Origin of the sequence: Lysobacter antibioticus HS124 (genome assembly GCF_000336385.2) — a bacterium.
In the GTDB taxonomy this organism is placed as follows: Bacteria; Pseudomonadota; Gammaproteobacteria; order Xanthomonadales; family Xanthomonadaceae; genus Lysobacter; species Lysobacter firmicutimachus.
Genome location: NZ_HG424486.1, coordinates 1 through 20,267 on the forward strand (window position 1 = coordinate 1; position 20,267 = coordinate 20,267).

Annotated in this window: 21 protein-coding genes; 6 read left to right on the forward strand and 15 right to left on the reverse strand. The window is 70.0% G+C overall.

Annotated features, from left to right (window positions below; genetic code table 11):
* From TX83_RS23300 to TX83_RS09175, 4 genes are all read right to left on the reverse strand, one after another.
* A partial coding sequence (locus TX83_RS23300; RefSeq protein WP_222423745.1) for a hypothetical protein occupies positions 1-554 on the reverse strand: 554 nt, incomplete at its 3' end.
* 951 nt (positions 555-1,505) lie between these two features.
* Complete coding sequence (locus tag TX83_RS09165) at positions 1,506-1,871, reverse strand: hypothetical protein (RefSeq protein ID WP_064747643.1); 366 nt, start codon at positions 1,869-1,871, stop codon at positions 1,506-1,508.
* A gap of 297 nt (positions 1,872-2,168) precedes the next feature.
* A complete protein-coding gene (locus TX83_RS09170) occupies positions 2,169-3,335 on the reverse strand; it encodes a winged helix DNA-binding domain-containing protein (RefSeq protein ID WP_064747644.1) in 1,167 nt (388 codons plus the stop codon).
* 61 nt (positions 3,336-3,396) lie between these two features.
* Positions 3,397-3,585, reverse strand: coding sequence for a CPXCG motif-containing cysteine-rich protein (locus TX83_RS09175; protein WP_064747701.1), 189 nt, complete (start codon positions 3,583-3,585; stop codon positions 3,397-3,399).
* A gap of 263 nt (positions 3,586-3,848) precedes the next feature.
* On the opposite strand from TX83_RS09175, the gene TX83_RS09180 reads away from it, so the two are divergent.
* Together TX83_RS09180 and TX83_RS09185 are read left to right on the forward strand one after the other, a co-directional pair.
* On the forward strand, positions 3,849-4,352 hold the full coding sequence (locus TX83_RS09180) for a hypothetical protein (RefSeq protein WP_064747645.1): 504 nt from the start codon (positions 3,849-3,851) through the stop codon (positions 4,350-4,352).
* Between the two features lie 252 nt (positions 4,353-4,604).
* Complete coding sequence (locus tag TX83_RS09185) at positions 4,605-5,741, forward strand: PQQ-dependent sugar dehydrogenase (protein ID WP_428992552.1); 1,137 nt, start codon at positions 4,605-4,607, stop codon at positions 5,739-5,741.
* A gap of 131 nt (positions 5,742-5,872) precedes the next feature.
* Here the strand turns inward: TX83_RS09185 and TX83_RS09190 are convergent, their stop codons facing one another.
* Together TX83_RS09190 and TX83_RS09195 are read right to left on the reverse strand one after the other, a co-directional pair.
* A complete protein-coding gene (locus TX83_RS09190) occupies positions 5,873-6,676 on the reverse strand; it encodes a lytic transglycosylase domain-containing protein (RefSeq protein ID WP_064747647.1) in 804 nt (267 codons plus the stop codon).
* A 167-nt stretch (positions 6,677-6,843) separates the two neighbouring features.
* The gene (locus TX83_RS09195) at positions 6,844-7,035 is read right to left on the reverse strand and encodes a hypothetical protein (RefSeq protein WP_064747648.1); all 192 of its coding nucleotides are present in this window, start codon (positions 7,033-7,035) and stop codon (positions 6,844-6,846) included.
* 444 nt (positions 7,036-7,479) lie between these two features.
* Between TX83_RS09195 and TX83_RS09200 the strand changes: the two genes are divergently transcribed.
* Positions 7,480-8,790 (forward strand): APC family permease, encoded by a 1,311-nt coding sequence (locus tag TX83_RS09200; protein WP_428992553.1) that lies wholly within the window; start codon positions 7,480-7,482, stop codon positions 8,788-8,790.
* Between the two features lie 280 nt (positions 8,791-9,070).
* Positions 9,071-9,646, forward strand: coding sequence for an NADPH-dependent FMN reductase (locus TX83_RS09205; RefSeq protein WP_064747649.1), 576 nt, complete (start codon positions 9,071-9,073; stop codon positions 9,644-9,646).
* 93 nt (positions 9,647-9,739) lie between these two features.
* On the opposite strand, the gene TX83_RS09210 is transcribed toward TX83_RS09205, so the two are convergent.
* The 4 genes from TX83_RS09210 to gnd form a co-directional block, all read right to left on the reverse strand.
* Positions 9,740-10,519, reverse strand: a complete 780-nt coding sequence (locus TX83_RS09210) for an N-acetylmuramoyl-L-alanine amidase (RefSeq protein WP_186442566.1) — start codon at positions 10,517-10,519, stop codon at positions 9,740-9,742.
* Positions 10,520-10,621: 102 nt separating this feature from the next.
* On the reverse strand, positions 10,622-11,098 hold the full coding sequence (locus TX83_RS09215) for a hypothetical protein (protein ID WP_064747650.1): 477 nt from the start codon (positions 11,096-11,098) through the stop codon (positions 10,622-10,624).
* A gap of 220 nt (positions 11,099-11,318) precedes the next feature.
* The gene (locus TX83_RS09220; protein WP_075575083.1) at positions 11,319-12,572 is read right to left on the reverse strand and encodes a glycosyl hydrolase family 8; all 1,254 of its coding nucleotides are present in this window, start codon (positions 12,570-12,572) and stop codon (positions 11,319-11,321) included.
* Between the two features lie 313 nt (positions 12,573-12,885).
* The gene (gene gnd, locus TX83_RS09225) at positions 12,886-13,827 is read right to left on the reverse strand and encodes a phosphogluconate dehydrogenase (NAD(+)-dependent, decarboxylating) (RefSeq protein ID WP_428992551.1); all 942 of its coding nucleotides are present in this window, start codon (positions 13,825-13,827) and stop codon (positions 12,886-12,888) included.
* A 256-nt stretch (positions 13,828-14,083) separates the two neighbouring features.
* Here gnd and TX83_RS09230 point away from each other — a divergent pair, with 256 nt between their 5' ends.
* On the forward strand, positions 14,084-14,485 hold the full coding sequence (locus TX83_RS09230) for a YciI family protein (RefSeq protein WP_064747652.1): 402 nt from the start codon (positions 14,084-14,086) through the stop codon (positions 14,483-14,485).
* Positions 14,486-14,506: 21 nt separating this feature from the next.
* Here the strand turns inward: TX83_RS09230 and TX83_RS09235 are convergent, their stop codons facing one another.
* From TX83_RS09235 to TX83_RS09255, 5 genes are all read right to left on the reverse strand, one after another.
* Entirely contained in the window at positions 14,507-15,385 is an 879-nt protein-coding gene (locus TX83_RS09235; protein ID WP_064747653.1) for an aldo/keto reductase, read from the reverse strand.
* 63 nt (positions 15,386-15,448) lie between these two features.
* Positions 15,449-16,000: an HD domain-containing protein gene (locus TX83_RS09240; RefSeq protein WP_064747654.1), complete on the reverse strand. Its 552-nt coding sequence runs from the start codon at positions 15,998-16,000 to the stop codon at positions 15,449-15,451.
* 142 nt (positions 16,001-16,142) lie between these two features.
* Positions 16,143-16,565: a RidA family protein gene (locus tag TX83_RS09245; RefSeq protein ID WP_064747655.1), complete on the reverse strand. Its 423-nt coding sequence runs from the start codon at positions 16,563-16,565 to the stop codon at positions 16,143-16,145.
* A gap of 146 nt (positions 16,566-16,711) precedes the next feature.
* Positions 16,712-17,404, reverse strand: coding sequence for an HAD family hydrolase (locus TX83_RS09250; RefSeq protein ID WP_075575084.1), 693 nt, complete (start codon positions 17,402-17,404; stop codon positions 16,712-16,714).
* Positions 17,405-17,766: 362 nt separating this feature from the next.
* Positions 17,767-19,284, reverse strand: a complete 1,518-nt coding sequence (locus TX83_RS09255; protein WP_064747656.1) for an amidohydrolase family protein — start codon at positions 19,282-19,284, stop codon at positions 17,767-17,769.
* 175 nt (positions 19,285-19,459) lie between these two features.
* On the opposite strand from TX83_RS09255, the gene TX83_RS09260 reads away from it, so the two are divergent.
* Positions 19,460-20,140 carry an SIR2 family NAD-dependent protein deacylase gene (locus tag TX83_RS09260; RefSeq protein ID WP_064747657.1) on the forward strand — a complete coding sequence of 227 codons (681 nt, stop codon included), beginning with the start codon at positions 19,460-19,462 and terminating at the stop codon, positions 20,138-20,140.
* The last annotated feature ends 127 nt before the right edge of the window (positions 20,141-20,267 follow it).

Below are 20,267 nucleotides of genomic sequence, written 5' to 3' on the forward strand. Positions count from 1 at the left end.
TTGTCGTTGGTCACCGTCTTGACCAGGGTCAGCGTCGCCGCCTGGTCGTCGTTGTTGATGGTGCAGGTGGCGACGTCGCCGAAAGCCAGGGTGAGGGAATTGCTGGAAACCGGCGCGCCGCCGTTGACGACGCAGCTGTAAGTCCCGGCGGTATAGCCGCTGGGGCCGCCGGTTTCGGAAAGGGTGTAGGCGCCGGGTTGCACCGGGGCGTTGGTGACGGCGGTGGCGCCGGTGGCGCCGGAAATATTGGTCGGTCCGGCCGCCTGCAGGGTCCAGGCGGTGGCCACGGCCGTGCCGCCGTTGTCGTTGGTCACCGTCTTGACCAGGGTCAGCGTCGGCAGGATCGAGTCGCTGTCGATCGCGCTGTTGCAAGGCGGATTAGCGACATTGCAGGTCGGGTCGGTCACGCCGCTGGGCGGCTGGACGGTCGCGGTATTGGAAGCCGTTTGCGCAGCAACGGGTCCGGAAGAGAACAGCAACGTCGCAACGACCGCTGCCGGCATGATCAGGCGACGGCTCACCGCAGTCGCGAGGGCTTGGAATTTGGCGATCACGCTGTCTACTCCCGGGTTGTCGCCGGTTCCCCAACTCAAGGGACGGGCGACGTGTCACTTCACAGATTCAGAAAACCGAAACCGCTTTCCTGCCCGGGACGACCGTCGCAGGCGGGATCCCGCTGCAACGCTCGACCCGATATCGCGCCTCACCTGCCTGAACAGGCGAATTCGGCAAATCAGGAAAAAAGGCCGTGGCCACGCAGCCTGCCAACGCAAATTCCGTGCCATGCGTCTCAATTCGTAAAACCGGTGATACCGATATCAACGCCGCTGACGACAACTGCCGCAAAGCGTCAGTTCCGTCACAGTTTTCGACAATTAGAGACTTGCGTCTCAAAATTACCCCTACCGAATCGCGGCCAGAAACGCGCGCACGCCGCCCCCTCGCGGGGACGGCAGCAGTCCGCGTGAACGAAGAAATCAGGAACGGGCACTCAGATTCGCCACGAGCCATACCCCTCCCCCCGGGACTCGTATCGCGTCTTTCCTTGATAAGCAGCGCGCTCCGCAGGGGGAGCGACCCCGGCTTTCCGAATCGAGCCCGATGTCGGATCGCACGGGACGGCTTGAGCGCCGAGGGCTCTAGGCCCAGAAATATGATTGGCCGCTCAATTTCCGTGCAACGATCCGCCTCTCTGAGGCCGATTGCTATTGCCGATGGCAACCAGCCTGCACGTAAATCTGTGCTAAATGGCGACCGTTCGTCACCTGAATGTCTACTGCGTCACTTAACTCAATGGCTGGGGAGACTCTCGGAAGAATCCATCATTCCACCCCCACCCGCCCTCGGGGCCGGCCGCTGCCCCGCCCCCATTGCGTTGCGTCCGCGGCGCCCCTGCCTGCCGCAGCCCCGTCCGGCCGCTCCGGACTGACCGTCCCCACAACAAAAAGGCGGCCCGAAGGCCGCCCTCACACCACGCAGGAAAATCTGCCCCCAAGGCAGCGCGGTCAGCCGCCGCTCTTGCCGGGGCCGCCGCTGGATTGGACCTTGGCGACATAAGACTTGTATTCGTCCGGGGTCAGCGAGCCGTTGGCGTCGGCGTCGGCCTGATCGAAGACCTGGCCCAGGGCCGGCACGGCCGCGGCCTCGCTCTTGCTCAGGTTGCCGTCCTTGTCGCCGTCCACATCGGCCCAGCTCTTCTTCTGCGGCGCGGCGGCCGGCTGGCCGGCGGCGGGCGTCTCGCTTTGGGCGGCGGTCGCCGGGGACGCCGCATCGCTCGCGGTCGGCGCCGACTGGGCCAGCGCCAGCGGGGCGGAGAACGAAGCGACCACGGCCAGAGCAGCGAGCAGCGACTTGCGGGAATGAAGATTCATCGGAGTCTCCTGATGCTTATTAAGAGGATGCGGATCGCGCGGCCCTCGGCCGGTGGCGTGGTGTCCGCCGTGGGCGCCTGCCGCACGAGACCCACCTTGCCGCCGCGGTTCTGAACCGATCGGGCGCCGTAACCGTTAAAGCTACGTTGGCTTAACCACAGCCCAGGCGAATGGCGTTAGGTCGCCCCGCCCGCGAGTCCCCCGCGGACGCTAAAACGTGACCCGAGCGGAGCTTTGCGGCGCTAGCCGCGGCGCCTGGCGCCTGAACACAACACAACCTTTACGAACGCTGGGCGCTCACGGGTCGGCGGCGACGAAGCGCACCTCGTGCCGGGCGCATTCGCCGGCGACCACCGTCATGCAATCCAGCGCCTCGCGTTCCAAGGCCTCGCGCACCGCCGCCGGCAGGCGCGGCTTGAACGGGGCGATCGACAGCGTCGCCGACGCCGCGCTGCGTTGCAGCTTCCAGGTGCCGGCGACGAAGCCGTCGACCAGAAAGGTCGCCGCAACCAGGCCGTTGCGGGTGAAGATCGCGCTACGCCGTTCCGGGTCGAAGATCCGCGACCGTTCGGCATGGGCAAGCAGAACGTTGTCGAACTCCGGCAGCAACCGCGGCGGCGCCGGCAGGGCCGGATCCGGACGCGGCGCCCCGGGCAGGTCGAACAGTTCGGTACCGGTGTCGTCGCAGCCGCTCCACAGGCGTGGACGCAAGCGCTGCAGGCGCTCGCCGGTGGCCGTCAGGCCAGACCATACCGCGGCATCGCGGGCGCTGGCCGGGCCGAAGGCGGCCAGGTAGCGCAGCAGCAGCGCATCGACCGCCTCGTCGCCGCCGTCTTCGCCGATGTCCACGCCGAGCCAGTCCGAGGCCAGGGCGAAACGCGCCGGCGCATGCTCGTCCCACAACCCCGCCGGCGGCACATGCACCACCGGCTCGGCGCCGCGCACCAGCAGCGCGAGCTCGCCGGTGTCGTGCCCGGGCCAGCGCGCACGCAAGGCTTCGCCGAGCGCTTTCGCGCTCAGCGCGGTACCGCGCAGGACGGCGCGGCCGGCTTCGCGCACGTCCGCCAGATCGAGCCCGTCCAGTGCCCGCGCATGCCCACTGCGCAACGACAGGCGTTGCAACGTGGGTTGCAGCGCCGGCCGCAATGCTCGGTAGTCGGCGGCGCTGACCAGGTGCAGGGTGCCGCGCATCATCGTCGCGCGCACCACCTGGCGCGCCCGCATGGCTTGGCTCAACTGCTCCATGCGAAACCCGCACAGCCGCGTCCACAAGCCCAGATACGGCGGATTCGGCGCCTGCGCCTGCAATCCCACCAGGCGCTCGATCATCGTCAGCGGCGATTCGTCGCTGCGTTCGAGCAGGCTTTGCCGCGCCAGCAGCGCGCGATTGAGCGCTCGCCTATCCAGCCCCCCGGCAGCGCCGCCGGTTGCGGCGGCACGACTGCGACGCGCGTTCGGGCTCATCGGCTCCGGCGTCCGCACGACCCGAACGGCAGACGGTTCGCGCAGCGCTGGAGCGACGCGGTCATGCTTCGTCCTCGGCATGGACCGTCACGTCCGGTACGCCATCCTCGTCCAGCTGCACATCGACCACGATCGGCCGGCAGCAGACCTGGCAGTCCTCGATATAGCGTTGATCGCCGGCGGAGTCGTCGATCAGCAGCACGATCGCTTCGCCGCAGTACGGGCATTGGACTTCGACGCCGGGCAACATCCTGATCTCCTGCGGACGGATCTCGACGGAACGCGGCGGCAGCATGCGACGGCCGCCGCGCAGCGTCCAGTGACGGCCCTCATCCCAGCGGCGTCCCGGCGCCGTCCGTCGCCTGCCGCGCCCCGCTCACCCCGCGCTAACCCGAAGCGGCGGATGCTCGTAGCAGTACGGCCCGGACCGGCATCGGCCGTCGTGCCGGTTCAGGCGAACCGCGTCCGCCGCGACGCGACGACGGCGCAGCGACTCGTGTCCGGAGACCCGACATGAAGACCCGCCACGTATTCAGCACGCCCGACCTGGCCACCGCGCAGGCCACCATGGACGCCGCCCGCGACGCTGGCGTGAACGACGCGGATATCCTGCTGATCGCCCGCTCCGACATCGAGCTGGAATCGATACCGAACGAACGCAAGGAGGCCGACACCGACCTGATGCCGGCCGCGCTGCGCGGCGCCGGTTACGGCGGAGCGGCCGGGCTGCTCGCGGGCCTGGTCGCCGTGGTGGTGACGCCGATCGGCCTGACCATCGCCGGTGCGGCGGCGGCCGCGGCCGCCGGTGCGATGGTCGGTTGCTGGGCCTCGGCGCTGATGGGATCGGCGTTGCCCGATCCGATTCGACGCAAGTTCGACGATCAGATCCGCCAGGGCCGAATCCTGGTGGTGATCGACGGCGACCGCGACCTGTTGACCCAGGCCGAAGCCAGCGTGCTCGCGCGCACCGCGGGCGCCGTGTTGCTGCCGTTCGACGCCCCCAAAGCGCTGGCCTGAGCCCGTCGGCCGGCGTCCGGTCGGACCGCTTTCTTGCCGCACCGCCTCCCGCGGCGCGCACCGTCCTCACATCTGCGTAGCGCGGTGTCCGCACTGCGCGCGTGATCGCGTTTGCGGTTCGTCGCGGCGCCTGCGCCTGCGCCGCGAACTGCCGAACCGGTCGCAAGACCGGGTCGGGTTCGATGTCAATCTCGGCCGGCTTTCCCACCCCGACCTGGCCATCGAACACGGAGATCCGCAATGAAACGCTCGATGCTCTCCACCGTCTGCTTCGCCGCGCTCTTCGGCGCCACCGCCGTGGCGGCGGTCCATTCGGCCAACGCCTCCGCGCAGGACGCAGGCGCCGAAACCGCCAAAGCGCCGCCGTTCACCGCGACCGAAGTCGCGCGTTTCAACGAACCGTGGGCGATGACCTTCCTGCCCGACGGCCGCCTGCTGGTCACCGAGAAGCGCGGCGTGCTCAAACTGCAGACCCTCGGCGGCAGCGCGATCACCGTCAGCGGAACGCCGGCGGTGGCCTACGGCGGCCAGGGTGGGCTCGGCGACGTGATCCTGCATCCTCAATACGCCACCAACAAGCTGATCTACATCAGCTACGCCGAGCGCGGCAGCACCAGCGGTACCGCCGGCGCGACGGTGATGCGGGCCAAGCTCGGCTATGGCGCTACCGGCGCATGGCTGACCGAGAAGACGATCATCTGGCGTCAGCCCAAGGTCAGCGGCAGCAACCACTACGGGCACCGCCTCGCGTTCGGCCCCGACCGCAAGCTGTGGATCACCTCCAGCGAGCGGCAGAAGTTCGACCCGGCGCAGGATCTCAACTCTCCGCTCGGCAAGGTCATCCGCCTCAACGACGACGGCAGCGTGCCCACCGACAACCCCTTCTACAGCCGCGGCGGCGTCGCGGCGACGGTGTGGTCCTACGGCCATCGCAATTTGCTCGGCATCGCCTTCGACTCGCAGAACCGCTTGTGGACCCATGAGATGGGGCCCAAGGGCGGCGACGAGCTGAACCTGATCGAGCGCGGCAGCAACTACGGCTGGCCGCTGGTCTCGCAGGGCGATCATTACGACGGCACGCCGATTCCGCGCCACAGCACCCGCCCCGACCTCAACGCACCGGAGAAGTGGTGGACACCGGTGATCGCGCCGGCCGGCTTCGTGATCTACTCCGGTACCCGCTTTCCGGCCTGGAACGGCAGCGGCCTGATCGGCGGCCTGGCCTCGCAAGCGCTGATCCGGGTGACCTTCAGCGGCAGCGGCGCCGCCGAGGCCGAACGCTTCCCGATGGGCAAGCGCATCCGCGAAGTCGAGCAAGGCCCGAACGGCGATGTCTGGTTGCTGGAAGATGGCAGCAATGCGCGACTGCTGCGGCTCACGCCGCTGTAAGCACGGGTGTGCAAGAGCAGCGAGAAGCGAGCGGCAGGACGCGCTCGCTTCTCGCTGCGACGCCCCGAAACCGACGAGAGCGCAGAAGAGCGGCGGCTTTCGCTCCGTCCTCGCTGCCCTGCGCTTGGCTCTCACTGCGCCGCGCGCAAGGCCGGCGTGCCGGTGCCCAGGGCCAAGCGGTACAACTGATGCAGCGCCTGCACCTTGGCGATGTAGTCCTGGGTTTCGCGGTAGGGCGGCACGCCGCCGTAGCGGGTCACGGTGCCGATGCCGGCGTTGTAGGCCGCCGCGGCCAGCACCAGGTCGCCCTTGTAGCGGCGCATCAGGCTCTTGAGATGACGCGCGCCGGCGGCGATCGACTCGGCCGAGGAGAACGGATCGACCACGCCGTATTCCTTGGCCGTTTCCGGCATCAGCTGCATCACGCCCTGCGCGCCCTTGCTCGACACCGCCTTGGCGTCGAAGCCGCTTTCGGCGTGGGCGATGGCGCGCAGCCAGGCGTCGTCGAGACCGTTGGCCTTGGCCGCGGCGCGGAACTGGCCGGTGAACTTGTCGGTCTGCGGCTTGCCGACCTTGCCCAGGCCGGTGTGGGCCGGTTCGCCCGGCGGGGTTTCCACGGTGAAGCCCATCACCCGTACCGAGCCGGGCAACTTGCGCGTGCTGTAGACGGTCTTGCCGTCCTGTTGCCGCTCGTACAGCGAGCCGTTGATGACGCCCATCTCGCCCCACAGGTTGGGCAGCTTGACCGCGTCGTCGGCGATCTCGCGCGGCTCGCAGCGCGAACCGGGCTCCGGCGCCGTGGCCAGGCTGACGGTGCCGTCGCGCACGCAGCGGTAGACGGTGCGCGCCTGCGCCGCGCCCGGCAGCGCCCATACCGCGACCGCCAGCACGGCGGCCAGGGCGATGGGGACGACACGGGCGGAACCGGCGCTCATGGGGCGCGATTCTAGGCCGCCACCGCCGTCGCGCCAGCGCCGGTGGTCATGCCCGGCGACGGACGTTCATGATCGCGAAGACCGGTTCAGCCTGCTGACTCGCACGCCCCGGCGCCGAACCGGCAACCGCACGCGACGGGACGGCGCACCGCCCCGTCGCCTCGCACTCAGGTGCCGGAACCGTCGCCGCTGGCCGGCGGCGGGGTCGTGGTCGCATCGGCCGGTGCGGCCTCGGCGGCCGGCGGCGTGCTCGATGCGGCCGGCGCGTCGGTGGTCTCGCCCTTGCTCGCGCAGGCGGTGAGGCCGAGCAGGCCGAACACGGCCAAGGCGTACAGCGGGGTGCGGGTATCGATCTTCATGGTGCGGTCTACCTCCGTTCGAAATCCTGGCTACGGCGCGAAGCGCCGTTCGGTGCGCGCCGTTGCGGTGCGCGTCTCGACACTGCCGTCGCCTGGATGAACCGCGCCGCCGCCGCGAATCGGATCGCGACGATTCCTTAACCCCCTGCGCGGCGATCCGCGCTAGCGCCCGCGTCCGAACCGTGACCGCTTGCGCGTTCGACGCCGCCGCCGGGCGCGCGGGCGCGCTGAACCCAACACAACGTTTACGAACCGGCCCCGGTGCGGCTTATGCCCCGTCGTTGGCCGCAGATGCCGCAGTGCGGATTGAAAGCCGCCGCCCCCAGGCTCTAAGGTGGCGTGGAACCGGCACGCCTGCGTTCCTCCGCAGCCTCGGCCGCATCCGCCACGAGCGAGGGGAACCATCGTTTGAGCCAGCCGACGCCGCACGCGCCCGATTCGTCCCTGCCTGCCGCCGACGCGGCCCCGATCTCGGACGACGGCCGCACCGGCACCGTCCGCGCGGTCAGCCGCTGGCAGATCGTCGGTCTGTCGATCAACGACGTGATCGGCAGCGGCATCTATCTGTTGCCGGCCACCGCCGCCGCCCTGCTCGGCCCGGCCAGCTTGTGGGCGGTGCTGCTGGCCGGTTTCGCCGTGGCCCTGCTGGTGCTGTGCTACGCCCAGGCGGCGAGCTATTTCGACCAGCCCGGCGGCGGCTATCTGTATGCCCGCGAGGCCTTCGGTCCCTTTGCCGGCTTCGAGGTGGGCTGGATGCTGCTGGTCACCCGCATCTCCACCGCGGCCTCGCTCAGCAACGGCCTGGCCGAAGCGGTGGGGCTGTTCTGGCCGGCGGCGCGCGAGGGCGCGGCGCGGGTGTTCGTGGTCGCCGGCTCGCTCGGCCTGCTGGTGCTGATCAACGTGCTCGGCGTACGCACCGCGGCCCGCGCCGGCGTCGCCCTGGCGATCGGCAAGCTGCTGCCCTTGCTGCTGTTCGTGGTGCTGGGCGCGTTCTACGTCGACCCCAGCCTGCTGCACAGCGACGCGCCGATGCCGGTCGACCACCTCGGCGAAGCCGCCCTGTTGCTGTTGTTCGCCTATGCCGGCTTCGAAAACCTGCCGGCCGCGGCGGGCGAGTACCGCAACCCGCGCCGCGACGTGCCGTTCGCGCTGCTGACCATGATCGTCCTGGTCACCATCATTTATTTCAGCGTGCAATTGGTCGCGCTGGGCACTCTGCCGGGGATCGCCCAGTCCACCAGTCCGCTGGCCGAAGCCTCGGCGCAGTTCGGCGGCACCGCGCTGGCGCTGATCCTGACCGTCGGCGCGGCGATCTCCATCCTCGGCACCAACAGCAATACGGTGATGATGGGGCCGCGCTATCTGCTGGCCCTGTCCCAGGACGGCTACGGGCCGCGTGCGCTGTCGGCGATCCATCCGCGCTTCCGCACGCCGGCGCGGGCGGTGCTGCTGCTCGGCGCGATCGCCCTGGTACTGGCCCTGACCGGCTCGTTCAAGCAACTGGCGCTGCTGTCGGTGGTGGCGCGCCTGTGCACCTACATCGGCACCGCGGTATCGGTGCTGGTGCTGCAAAAGCGCCATCGCGGCCGCGAAGGCGCGCTGCACCTGCCGGGCGGCCCGCTGATCCCGTTGGCCGCGATCGCGCTGTCGCTGGGCTTGCTGGCCAGCGCCAGCGCGCAGAACCTGATCGCCGCGGCGATCGCGCTGGCGATCGGCGCGGTGATCTACAAGTTCCGCCGCGCGCCGGGCGCCTGAGTTCCGCCGCCCGTTCGTCCATGGGTTTCCGCATCGCTGCGCGGCGATGCGCAGACCGTCTAGGCGCGACCGCCCCGGCCGATGCGGCCGCAGCGGCGCGGCCCCGGGACGACGATGACGGCCGGCTCAGCGTCTGCGCGGACCGCCCGCCTTACCCTCGCGCGCCGGCGCTCGCGGACACGACCGCGACAGCGCGCGAGCCCCCGCCGCGGACGCCGCTTGACCTCAACCAAAGCTGAGGTCCTAGCCTGCGGTCATGTTCCCTGCCGCGAAACTTCCGATGAATTCCGATATCCGACTGGCGCTGATCTACGGCAGCACGCGCGAGGGCCGGTTCTGCGACGTGGTGGCCGACTGGGCTCAGCGGCGGGTCCAGCGCCACGGCGGCTACGCGGTCGAGCGCATCGATCCGGCCGACTGGCCCCTGGCCGGCCCCTTGCTGCGCGGCGACGAGGCACGCCTGCAGCAACTGCGCCAGCGCCTGCACGGCGCCGACGCTTTTCTCGTCGTCACTCCGGAATACAACCACGGTTATCCCGCGCCGCTGAAGGCGCTGATCGACGCTTGCTACGAGCCTTGGCGGGCCAAGCCGGTGGCGTTCGTCAGCTACGGCGCCAGTTCCGGCGGCATGCGCGCGGTCGAGCAATTGCGCCAGGTCTACGGCGAACTGCATGCCGTCACCCTGCGCGATTGCGTGCACCTGATGCATGCGCGGCGCTTGTTCGGCGCCGACGGCGAACTGCGCGATCCGCAAGCCGCGCACGAAGCCATGAGCGTGCTGCTCGCGCGTCTGGGCTGGTGGTCGCGCGCCCTGCGCGAAGCGCGCAGTGTCCTGCCGTACGAGGCCGCGGCCTGACTCCGGCGGGTTGCGCGCCTTCGCGGACACCGCCCGCCGCGTCCGATTCCCTGCGGCGTCGCCGCAGCGGAGCTTGGACGGGGACCCGAACGCTCAGCGGGCCGTCGGCGTCGAGTCCGGCAAGGCCATCCGTTGCAGCTGCAGGTCGTACAGCACCGCGGCGTCCCCCGGTTGCCATTGCCGCTCTTCGTGGCCGCGATAGCGCCGATGGAACGCGGCCAGCGCCGCCTCCGGATCGCTCAGGTCGTAGCCGATCAGACGCAGCGCCGCCCAAGGGTCGAAACCCGGCGGCGGTTCGGCGCGCGGCTCGCGCGGCCACAGGCCATAGCCGGCCTGGGCCAGCTGCTGCCAGGGAAACAGCGCGCTCGGGTCGCTCTTGCGCCCGGGCGCGAGATCGCCGTGGGCGACGATGGCGTGGGGCGGGATGCCCAGGCGCGCGGTCAGGTCGGCGAGCAGGCGCAGCAGGCTCTGGATCTGCGCCGGCGCGAACGGCTCGCTGCCGTCGTTGTCGAGCTCGATTCCGATCGAAGCGGAGTTGAGGTCGGTCAGATCGCCCCAGCGGCCGGCGCCGGCGTGCCACGCGCGAGCTTCGTCGGCGACCAACTGGTAGATGCGGCCGTCTTCGCCGATCAGATAATGGGCGCTGACCGGACCTTGCGAGTTGCGCGTCTGCAAGGTCAGCAAAGCCCGCTCGGCGCTCTCCATTTGGGTGTGGTGCAGCACGATCAGCTGCGCCTTGCGCGCATTGTGGTTGGGCGAACCGCGCCACTGCGCCAACGGGTTGTGCGCCGGCTGCACGGTGGCGCAGCCGGCCAACGACGCCGCCAGCCACAGCGCGGCAACGTTTCGTCTGGAGAAAACGCAAGCGCTCACGCCGGAATCGCTCTCGGGGTCGGTCGCAGCGCCGATGATGGCGCGGACGCGCCATCACGGCAATGCGCGCCGCCGGCTACCGAGCCGGGCGCGTGCGTGCGATTACTGGCAGCCGTCGGGCCCGCAGGGGCTCAAACCGCGCCCTTGCAAGACGCTGTCGGCGTTCTTCTTGCTTGCGGCCTTTTCTTCGCGACGCTGGGCCACCGTCTTGCACACGCGCTCGACCCGGTTGCTGCCGGTGGTCCGAATGCGTTCGCAGACCAGGCGATCGTCGTCCTGCTTGCCGGCGTATTCGATCCACGCCATGTGCAAGCGGGCCTGGTCTTGCTCATCGGCGCTCAATTGTTCGTAGCTGCGACCGTTCAGCAGTTCGAGCAGCTTGTCCTGGCGCTCGCGCACTTCCTGCCGGGTGGCGATATCGAGCTTGCCGTAAGCGCCGCGCTTGGCTTCGATATCGGCGCGGATCTGCTGCTGTTGCGTGATCACCGCCTGGGCGTCGAACGGCACGCGCTCGGGAGCGGCCACCGCGGCGCCGGCACAGGCCGCGGCCAGAATCAGGGTCAGTACGATTTTGCGCATGGTTCCTTTGCCTCGTCTGTGGCGGCGCGAATGCCGCAGCCGGTCCATCGCCGTAGCGACCCCGGCATTTCCGTGGATGATGGTGCCGCCGTCCCCCGGCGGCGCTTCGATCCTAACCGCGACTGGCGACACACTCCATAGGGCTTGTCGCCATGATCGGCAAAGTGGCGCGTCGTTGCAGTCCGGCCGGAGCGGTGCGCGCCGCTCCGGCCGGCGCGGCTCAAGGACGCAACCAGTTGTTCGACACCGCCAGCATCGACAACAGGCGCACGCTGTCGCCGTAGTAGTCGCCGGCGCTGCTGGTGGCCATGTGATTCCACAACCGGTCCAGCCAGGCTTGCCCGTCCGGGTCCACCGTCGCGGCGACCGCGAACGGCGCGGTGAAGAACATGCTGTTGTAGTTCTCCACCACCGATCCGTCGAGCTTGTAGCCGCTACGCACCCGGGCCGGGTCGTTGCCGGTCTTGGAGCGGATCCACTGGCTGAGCTTGCGCGCCGCAGTACGCGAGCGGGCATCGCCGCTGGCGGCGGCGTCGATGCCGATCCGCCACGGCACCCGGCCGGCGTTCCAGGAGTAATAGCCGTCGTAGGCGCCTTCGAGGAACTCCGCCGGCGCCGGCCGCGCGCGGGTGTGGGTGTCGACCACGAAATCCGGCAGCAGGCCGGTATTGGGAGCGTGGCGGCTCTGCATGTCGGCCAGCGCGGCCTGGTGCGCATCGAGCACGCCGGTCCAATAGCTGTCGCCCAGGCGCGAGGCGAAAGCGCGGAAATGGCCCATCATCCAGTCGGAACTGCGGCTGCCGTTGTAGCGGACGGGCGATCCGGAATCGACCCAATCGCCGAGGTGGGTGAGCTTGCTGGTCGGATGGATGTTGCTGCGCCGGATCGCGGCGATGGTCCGCCGCGCCTCGGCCAGGTAATTGACGGAGCCGGCCGAGCCCCATTGGCGATCGGCCAGCAGCAACGCATAGGCCATGTCGAGGTCGCCGTCGGTGGCCGAAGCGGTGCCGCCGACGTTGCGGCAGGACGCGTCCTGCGCCCAGGCGGTCAGGTCCGAGTCGATCTCGCTGCGATGGTTGCGGTTATAGCGGTGCAGGCCGTCGAACAAGGTCTGCGCCTCGGCGTCGCTGCCGGCCATCATGACCGTGATCAGCATGCCGTAGCCCTGGCCCTCGGAGACCACGTAGGCATCGTCGGTATTCGCCACCACTCGGTACTCGCCGGCCTTGCAGCCCGGCTTGAGGTGGCGCTGCTTCCAGGTACGGTAGAACGAAGCCGTCGACTGATCGGCGGCGGCGCGGCCGACGCTGGGGTTCAGCGTGCCGGCCGCATAAGGCTGGCGATGACTGCCGAACGGGAAGTTGGGCGCGGCCGCGGCGTTGCCGGCGAGCAGGGCGGCGGACAGCGCCAGGGCAAGGCCGTACAGACCACGGCGCAGCGGCGCGCGCGGGAGGGATCGCGATAGAGCGGACATGGCGGCTTCTCCGAAGGGGACGAGGGGCGAATCGCCGCGCGCAGCCTCCCGCGCACGACCGCACAAGGCGGACGCGCGAGCACCAACGGATTGGGAAAGCGGACAGCGACGGCGTCCGTTCGCTGACACGGCGGACGCGAGCGCAGGCTAACGCGCCTGTATTACCGCCGCCGTGACCGCACGTGTGAAGCCGGCATGCCGGCCTGCACAAATCGGTGAAGCGGGGATTGGGGATTGGGGATTGGTAAAACCGAGAGGTTTTGCAGGCTCGGCTTTTACCTATCCCCTATCCCCTATCCCCGATCCAGACTCCCTAATCGCCCTGCTTGCGCACCGCATGACCGCCGAACTCGTTGCGCATCGCCGCCAGCAGCTTGTCGGCGAACGAATCCTTCTCGCGCGAGCGCAGCCGTTCCATCAGCGAGGCGGTGATCACCGGCGCCGATACGTCCAGGTCGATCGCTTCGGCCACGGTCCAGCGGCCTTCGCCGGAGTCTTCGACATAGGGCGCGATGCCGTCCAGGCGCGGGTTCTTGGCCAGGGCCTCGGCGCTGAGGTCGAGCAGCCAGGAACGGACCACGCTGCCATGGCGCCAGATCTGCGCGATCTGCTCCAGGTCCAGGCCGAACTCGGCCTTGCGTCCGAGGATGGCGAAGCCTTCGGCGTACGCCTGCATCAGGCCGTACTCGATGCCGTTGTGGATCATCTTGGTGTAATGACCGGCGCCGCTCGGTCCGACCCGGCCCCAGCCGCGCTCCGGCGCCGGCGCCAGGGTTTCGAAGATCGGCCGCAAGCGCTCCACCGCCGCGTCCTCGCCGCCGATCATCAGGCTGTAGCCTTCCTTCAGCCCCCAGATGCCGCCGCTGGTGCCCGAGTCGACAGAGTGCAGGCCGTGCTCGGCCAGGCGCGCGGCGCGACGCTGGGTGTCCTTGTAATTGGAGTTGCCGCCGTCGATCACGGTGTCGCCCGGCGACAGCAGCGGCAACAAGGCCTCCAAGGTCGCGTCCACCGTCGCGCCGGCCGGCACCATCAGCCACACGGCGCGCGGCGCCGGCAGGGCCGCGACCAGCTCCTGCAACGATGCCGCCGGCGCGATGCCGCGCGCCGCGGCCTGTTCGCGCGCGGCCGCGCCGGGGTCGTAGCCCGTCACCCGATGCCCGCCGCGCACCAGGCGCTCGGCCATGTTGGCGCCCATGCGTCCCAGACCGACCATACCCAGATCCATGCCGTCTCCTTGATTGCGTTCGTTGCGCAACGGCGGCGCCGTTGCGGTGCGCGGCCATTGTCGCGGCTTGCGCGGTAATCCGTCGTGATCGCTCCCCACGTGGGTCCAGCCCGGCCGGCCGCAATCGCGACCACTGCAACGCTGCGGTCCAGGCTCCCGTTCGGGCGCGCACCGAAAAGATCGAAAAAAACTTTACCGCCGATGTCGATCCGCGCTGCGCCGGTTCGTCGCCTAGGCAAGAGCGGCGATCCGGCCGCGCCCCTTCCCACCTCAACGGAATACCTCCATGCGCTTCATGCTGCTGATGATCCCCCAGGGCTACGAAACCGCCGCCGCTGACGCCGTGCCCAGCGTCGAGCAGGTCGCGGCGATGACCGCTTACAACACCGCCCTGTTCGAGTCCGGCGTACTGATCGGCGGAGAAGGCCTGCACCCGCCGGCGACCGGCGCCCGGATCAGCTTCGCCGACGGCAAGCCGCGGGTGGTCGACGGTCCGTTCCCGCAAGCCAAGGAAATGCTCGGCGGTTACTGGATGATCGACGTCGCCTCGCGCGAGGTGGCGATCGAGTGGGCCAAGCGTTGCCCCGCTTCGCCGAACGAGATCATCGAAGTGCGCCGGGTGCAGGAGTTCGAGGACTTTCCGCCCGAGCTGCAGGCCGCGGCGGGCGCGGAAGCGGTGCAGGCCTGAGCGGCCGCGGCGCGAGGCGGCTCAGGCCACCTCGCGCCCGGCTCCGGCTTGCCAGATCGCATACCAATCCTCGGCGCTGAGCCGCAGCGACAAGGCGGCGGTCGCCTCGCGCAAGCCTTCGATGCGGCCGCTGCCGGTGATCGGCCACGGCCGCGAGGGGTGGCGCAGCAACCAGGCGTAGGCCAGAGTCGCCGCCGAGGCGTCGCCGTAGCGCGGCGCCAGCTCGGCCAGCACCGCGCGCACCCGCTCGGCGCGTTCGTCGCCGCCGCCGAACAAGCGTCCGCCGGCCAACGGCGACCAGATCATCGGCCGCAATCCCAGGGCCTGGCATTGATCCAGGGTGCCGTCGTCCAGCGGCGCCGGGTGCAGCGGCGAGCATTCGATCTGATGCGTCTCCAACCGGTGCTTCGCATGCAACAGGGCCAGCTGCGAAGGACTGTGGTTGGACACGCCGACGTGCAGCACCTTGCCCGCGGCCTTGAGCGCATCGAAGGTCGCTGCCAGTTCGTCGACGTCCATCAACAGATCCGGCCGGTGGATCAGCAGCAGGTCGACGCGATCGGTGCGCAAAGCGCGCAGCGACTGCTCGACCGAAGCCACGACATGATCGCGCGAAGTGTCGTAGGACTTGATCCGATGCTGCGGGCGCTGTGCCGAGGTCAGCTTGATCCCGCACTTGGTCACCAGGCGGACCCGGTCGCGCAATCCTGGCGAAACCGCCAACGCTTCGCCGAACAGGCCTTCGACCGTGTAGTCGCCGTAGATGTCGGCGTGGTCGAAGCTGTCGATGCCCAGCTCCAGGGCCGCCTCGATCCAGCGCTGGCGCTGGCTCAGGTCGAAGTTCCAGTCGCGCATGCGCCAGGCGCCGGCGACGATGGGGGACAGTTGCAGGTTGGCCATTGGGGATTCGGGATTCGGGATTCGCGCTCAGTCTAGCGGCGACTGGCGGCCGGGCGCAGGCGGCTAGAGTTCGTCCACCCGCGCCAGCAATCCGTCGAACACCGCTTCCAACGTCGGGTGCGCCCCGCGCAGCCCGGCGACCACCTGCGCCGACCAGGCGAAGTACTCGCGCTTGCGTTCCGGCGGCCAGTCCTGCGGCGGGGCGGCGAGCAGATCGCGCAGGTTGCAGATCTTGTCGGCAAGCTTGACCCATTGCGCCTCGCGCGAAGCCCGCGCGGCGTGCTCGATCTGCAGGCGTTTGCGTTCGCTCTTGGACAGGCCGCGATCGTCGCTGACCTCGATCACCACCGCGGCGATGCGCGGGCCGAACGCGGCTTCGATCTCGGCGGCGGTGGTTTCGGTGTCTTCGATGGTGTCGTGCAGCAAGGCTGCGCACAGCACCACCGGATCGTCGATGCCGCCCTCGTTGGCGAGCACGTCGGCCAGCGCGATCGGATGATTGATGTAGGGAGACGCCTCGGCGTCGCGACGACGCTGGCGCCGGTGCCGCTCGGCGGCGAAGGCGGCGGCGCGGATCAGCAAGGCGCTGTCGCGGGGGTTCGGGCTCGAAGGCATGGCGTTCTCCTGGCGGTGCGCGGGCCTGCGCTCAGCCGTAGGCGCCACGCAGCGGAAGCTGCGCGGCGCGTCGGGAGCGAAAGGGACGGCCGAGGCGCGGAACCGCGCAGGCCGTGCCGCCATTGTAGCGCCGTCGGCCCGCTCAGGCCGCGATCGCGGCCAGGGCTTCGATCTCGAACAGCATGCCGTCCAGGGCCAATCGCGGCACCGGGATCAGGGTGCAGGCCGGGCGGTGATCGCCGAACGCGGCGGCCAGCTCGGCGCCGAACACATGCAGACGCGCTTCGTCGTGGTCGACCACCAGCACGGTCAGCTTCGCCACGTCTTCGGCCTGTGCCCCGGCCGCATCCAGCGCGGTGAGTAGATTGCGCAGCGCTTGGCGGACCTGGGCGCGGAAATCCGGATCGAGCGCGCCGTCGGCGGTCTCGCCGCCCTGTCCGGCGACGAACAACCAGCGCGCCGGCGCGGCGACTTCGGCCAGGTGCGAATAGCCGTTCGGCGCCGGGTCGTAGAGACCGGCCGGATTGCGAAGCGCGACGACGGAGGCATTGCGGACAGCGTTCATGAGAATCCTTGCGATGGAGAATGGGTTCGGCCCGGCCGAGAATCCGGCGCGTGGGCGGCGGCTTCCGCCGCCTGTCTGGATACGACGATCCACCCCGTGCGCCCGTGACATGCGCATCTTCGCCGATGCGCCTGCGTTGCGCCCGCTTACCGCTGGCGCTGGCTGCGCTCGTCGTCGTCGTTGCTGGCCGATCGCTCCCCGGTGCGCCAGATCGGCGTCTGCGCATCCAGGCACAACGCGCCGGCCTCCTCCAGCCACTGCCGCAAACCGGCCGGCTCGCGGTAATGATGGCCGTGCGCGCCCAACGCCATGGCCGCGGCGACATTGGCCGCATCGTCGTCGACGAACAAGGCGTGACCGGCCTCGACCCCGGCATAGGCCAAGGCCGCGAGCAGGCAGTAGCTGTCGGGCTTGGCATGGCCGAGTTCGCTGGAATTGACCACCGCGTGGAAGCGCTGCGCCAGCCCCAGCGCCTGCAGGTCGCGCGGCAGGCGCGAGGTCGCGTTGGATACCAGCACCCGTCGCAGCTCCGGCCGGCAGGCGTCGAGCAGGGCCAGCACCTCGCTGTCCAGCTCGCCGACCGCGGCCGACCACCGCATCACCGCCTGCTCCGCTGCGCTGTGCGGATACGCGCGCTGCAAGTCATGCGCGATCCGCTCGCGCCATTGTTCGTCGCTGATCCTGCCGAGCAAGGCCTCGTCGCGCAGTTCCGGCGCGAACGCCGTGCGCCGCAGGCTGCCGGGCGGCAAGCCATGCGCGGCTTCCAAGAGGTGGTCGTCGTCCGGCCACCGGCGCAGTACGCCGTCGAAATCGATGAGCAGGGCATCGAATCGCTTCACGCCGTGGTTCCCGTTGGCCCGGCGCCGATTATCCGCAGCCAGGCCGTTGCGCGTCGTGACGGTGGCCGGATCGGCGCGCGGTCGCGGCGAATCGGCCGGCGCGTGACGGGCCTCACAATCCAAAACATCCGTACGCGTCGCGCTGTCCGCTTGCGCCGGCGCACCCCGTGATTGTTCTATCGAGACCGATGCGATGGCATGGATCGCCACAGGGACATGGACGGTCGCAGGCGCCGGTCGCCTTTTGCGATCCCTGCCAGGACGGCACTGCCGCGACGCCCCTCCGGGGGCGCGCGGCAGGGGGTCGCGTTCTGCCCTCGCCCGCGGCCCGCGCACCGCTGCTCAGCGCCGCCTGCGGCGGCCTATTCGGCCTGCGGGGCGAGCCGCTCGGCGAGGCCGCGCTCGAACGCCGCGTCCTCGGCCAGGGCCGCCTCGATCCGCGCCTGCGGCCACCACTGCCCGCGCACGAACACGCCCGCGACCCGCGCGACGTTGTGGATGTCGGCCAGCGGGTCGGCGTCCAACAGCACCAAATCGGCGCGCTCGCCTTCGCGCACCGCGCCACGGCCGCGCTCGGGATCGAACAAGCGGTGCGCATTGATCGACGCCGCGCGCAATACCTCGACCGGGCTCAGGCCGATCTCGCGCAGTTCGATCATTTCCTGCTGCACCGATACCCCGAACGCCAGCCCGGGCAGCGCCGCATCGGTGCCGACGGTGAGCGGTACGCCACGTTTCCACAGTTGCCGGGTCAGCACGCGGGCGAAGTCGTAGCCGGCGGAGAAGCTGTCGGCGCCGTCCTGGGCGCGGAAGGCCTCGCTCAGATACCGGTTGGCCGGCGGGCTCCATTCGCGGCGGGTGACCGGATCGACCCGCTGCGCCCAGTCGCCGGGCACCGCCGGCACCGCGCGCTGCACGTACATCGCGACGATGGTCTTGAGCGTGACCAGGGTCGGCGTGACCGAGGCGCCGCTGACCGCCACCGCCTGCGCCAGAGCATCGATGTCGGCGGGCGCCAGGCCGCTGCCGACGCGGGCGTAGCGAGCCAGCTCTTCGCTGTGGGCGATGTTGCTCAGGGGGTGAGCGAAGGCGAACGCGCGGTCGGCGCAATCGGCGCAGCCCAGTTCGGGCAAATGGCCGGTGGTGATCAGCCCTTGCCGCTGCGCTTCCTCGACCACGGCGCGGTAGGCCTCGCGATTGAGGAACTGGTACGGCTTGATGAAGTCGTAGCCGCGTTCGCGCGCCCGACGCACCGCGGCGATGCCGTCGGCGGCGGTGGTCGGCGCATCGACGGTCGAGGCCGGTACCGCGCCGTCGGGCTTGGCCGCGACCGCCGCGCGCGGCCCGTTGATGCGCTTGCCGACATACAGGCGGGGGCCCGGCATGCGCCCGGCGGCGATCTCGTCGCGCAGCCACAGCAGGTTGTCGTCGCTGGCCGCACTGCCGCCGAGGTTGGCCGCGCCGGTCACTCCGGCGCGCAACAGGTTCAACAGGATGCGGCGGTCGTAACGATGGCCCTGGTCCAGCGGCAGCCCCGCCAGCACCGGGTCTTTGCTGGCGCGGATCGCGCCCTCGTTGGCCAGATGCACGTGCGCGTCGACGAAGCCGGGCACCAGGTACTTGCCGCGCCCGTCCACCACCTCGCCGTCCTGCGGCCGCAAGACCGCGCCGGCGTCGAGGATACGGGCGATGCGGCCGTCGCGGATCAGCACCGTGCGATGGCGCAGCACTTCGTCGTTGTCGGCCGGAATCACGGTGACGTCGCGAATCGCCCAACGCGCCTCGTCGCGCGGCGCCGCGGCCGCCGGCGGCGCCGCGGCGAGCCCGATGCCCAACAGGCCCACGAGGCTGGAGACGCCGATCCGGACCCATTTGCTCATGCTGCTCTCTCCCGTTTGCGCCATTGGAAGCATAGGCGCAGCGCCGGCCATCCCGCACGCCGCGCCGCCGCGACCGCCCGGCCGCGCAACAACAGATGCGCCGCACGGCGATATAGTTGAAACAGGATAGTTCGAGCAAGGCGGCGCCGATGCGGCCGCCCGGCGAGAGAGCCCCATGAAAGACAAGATCGTCGTATTCACCGGCGCCGGCGTCAGCGCCGAAAGCGGTCTGAAGACCTTCCGCGACATGGGCGGGCTGTGGCACCGGCACCGGCTGGAGGACGTCGCCTCGCCACAGGGCTGGCAGCGCGACCCGGCCACGGTGCTGCGCTTCTACAACGAGCGCCGCGCGGCGGTTCTGGCGGCGCGGCCCAACGCCGCCCACCGCGCCATCGCCCGGCTGGAAGAGAAGTACGAGGTGGTGGTGATCACCCAGAACATCGACGACCTGCACGAACGCGCCGGCTCCAGCCGAGTCGTCCACGTCCACGGCGAAATCCTCAAGGCGCGCAGCACTGCGCTGCCGGAGCGGATCTATCCGCTCAAGGGCCCGGCCATCGAACTGGGCGACCGTTGCGAACGCGGCAGCCAGCTGCGCCCGGACGTGGTCTGGTTCGGCGAAGCGGTGCGCCACATGGACGAATCGGAAATGCATTTCTCCACCGCGTCCAAAGTGCTGGCGATCGGCACCTCGCTGAGCGTCTATCCCGCCGCTGGCCTGGTGGCCTATGCGCCGTTCTCGGCCGAGCGCTGGTTCGTCTCGCCCGAGCCGCAGGAGATCCCGCGCGGCTACCGCTTCCTGGAAGGCACCGCGACCGCGGTAGTGCCGCCGCTGGTCGAGCAATGGCTGGCTTGAGCCCGTTCGGCCGCCGTACCGGGCGCGCCCGCGGCGCGGCGCCGCTCCCCTCGCCGTCGGCGAAACCGGCCGGCCTGCGCAGAACCCGCGCCGGTGCGTGGATTTGCCGGCAACGCCTGCCTAGACT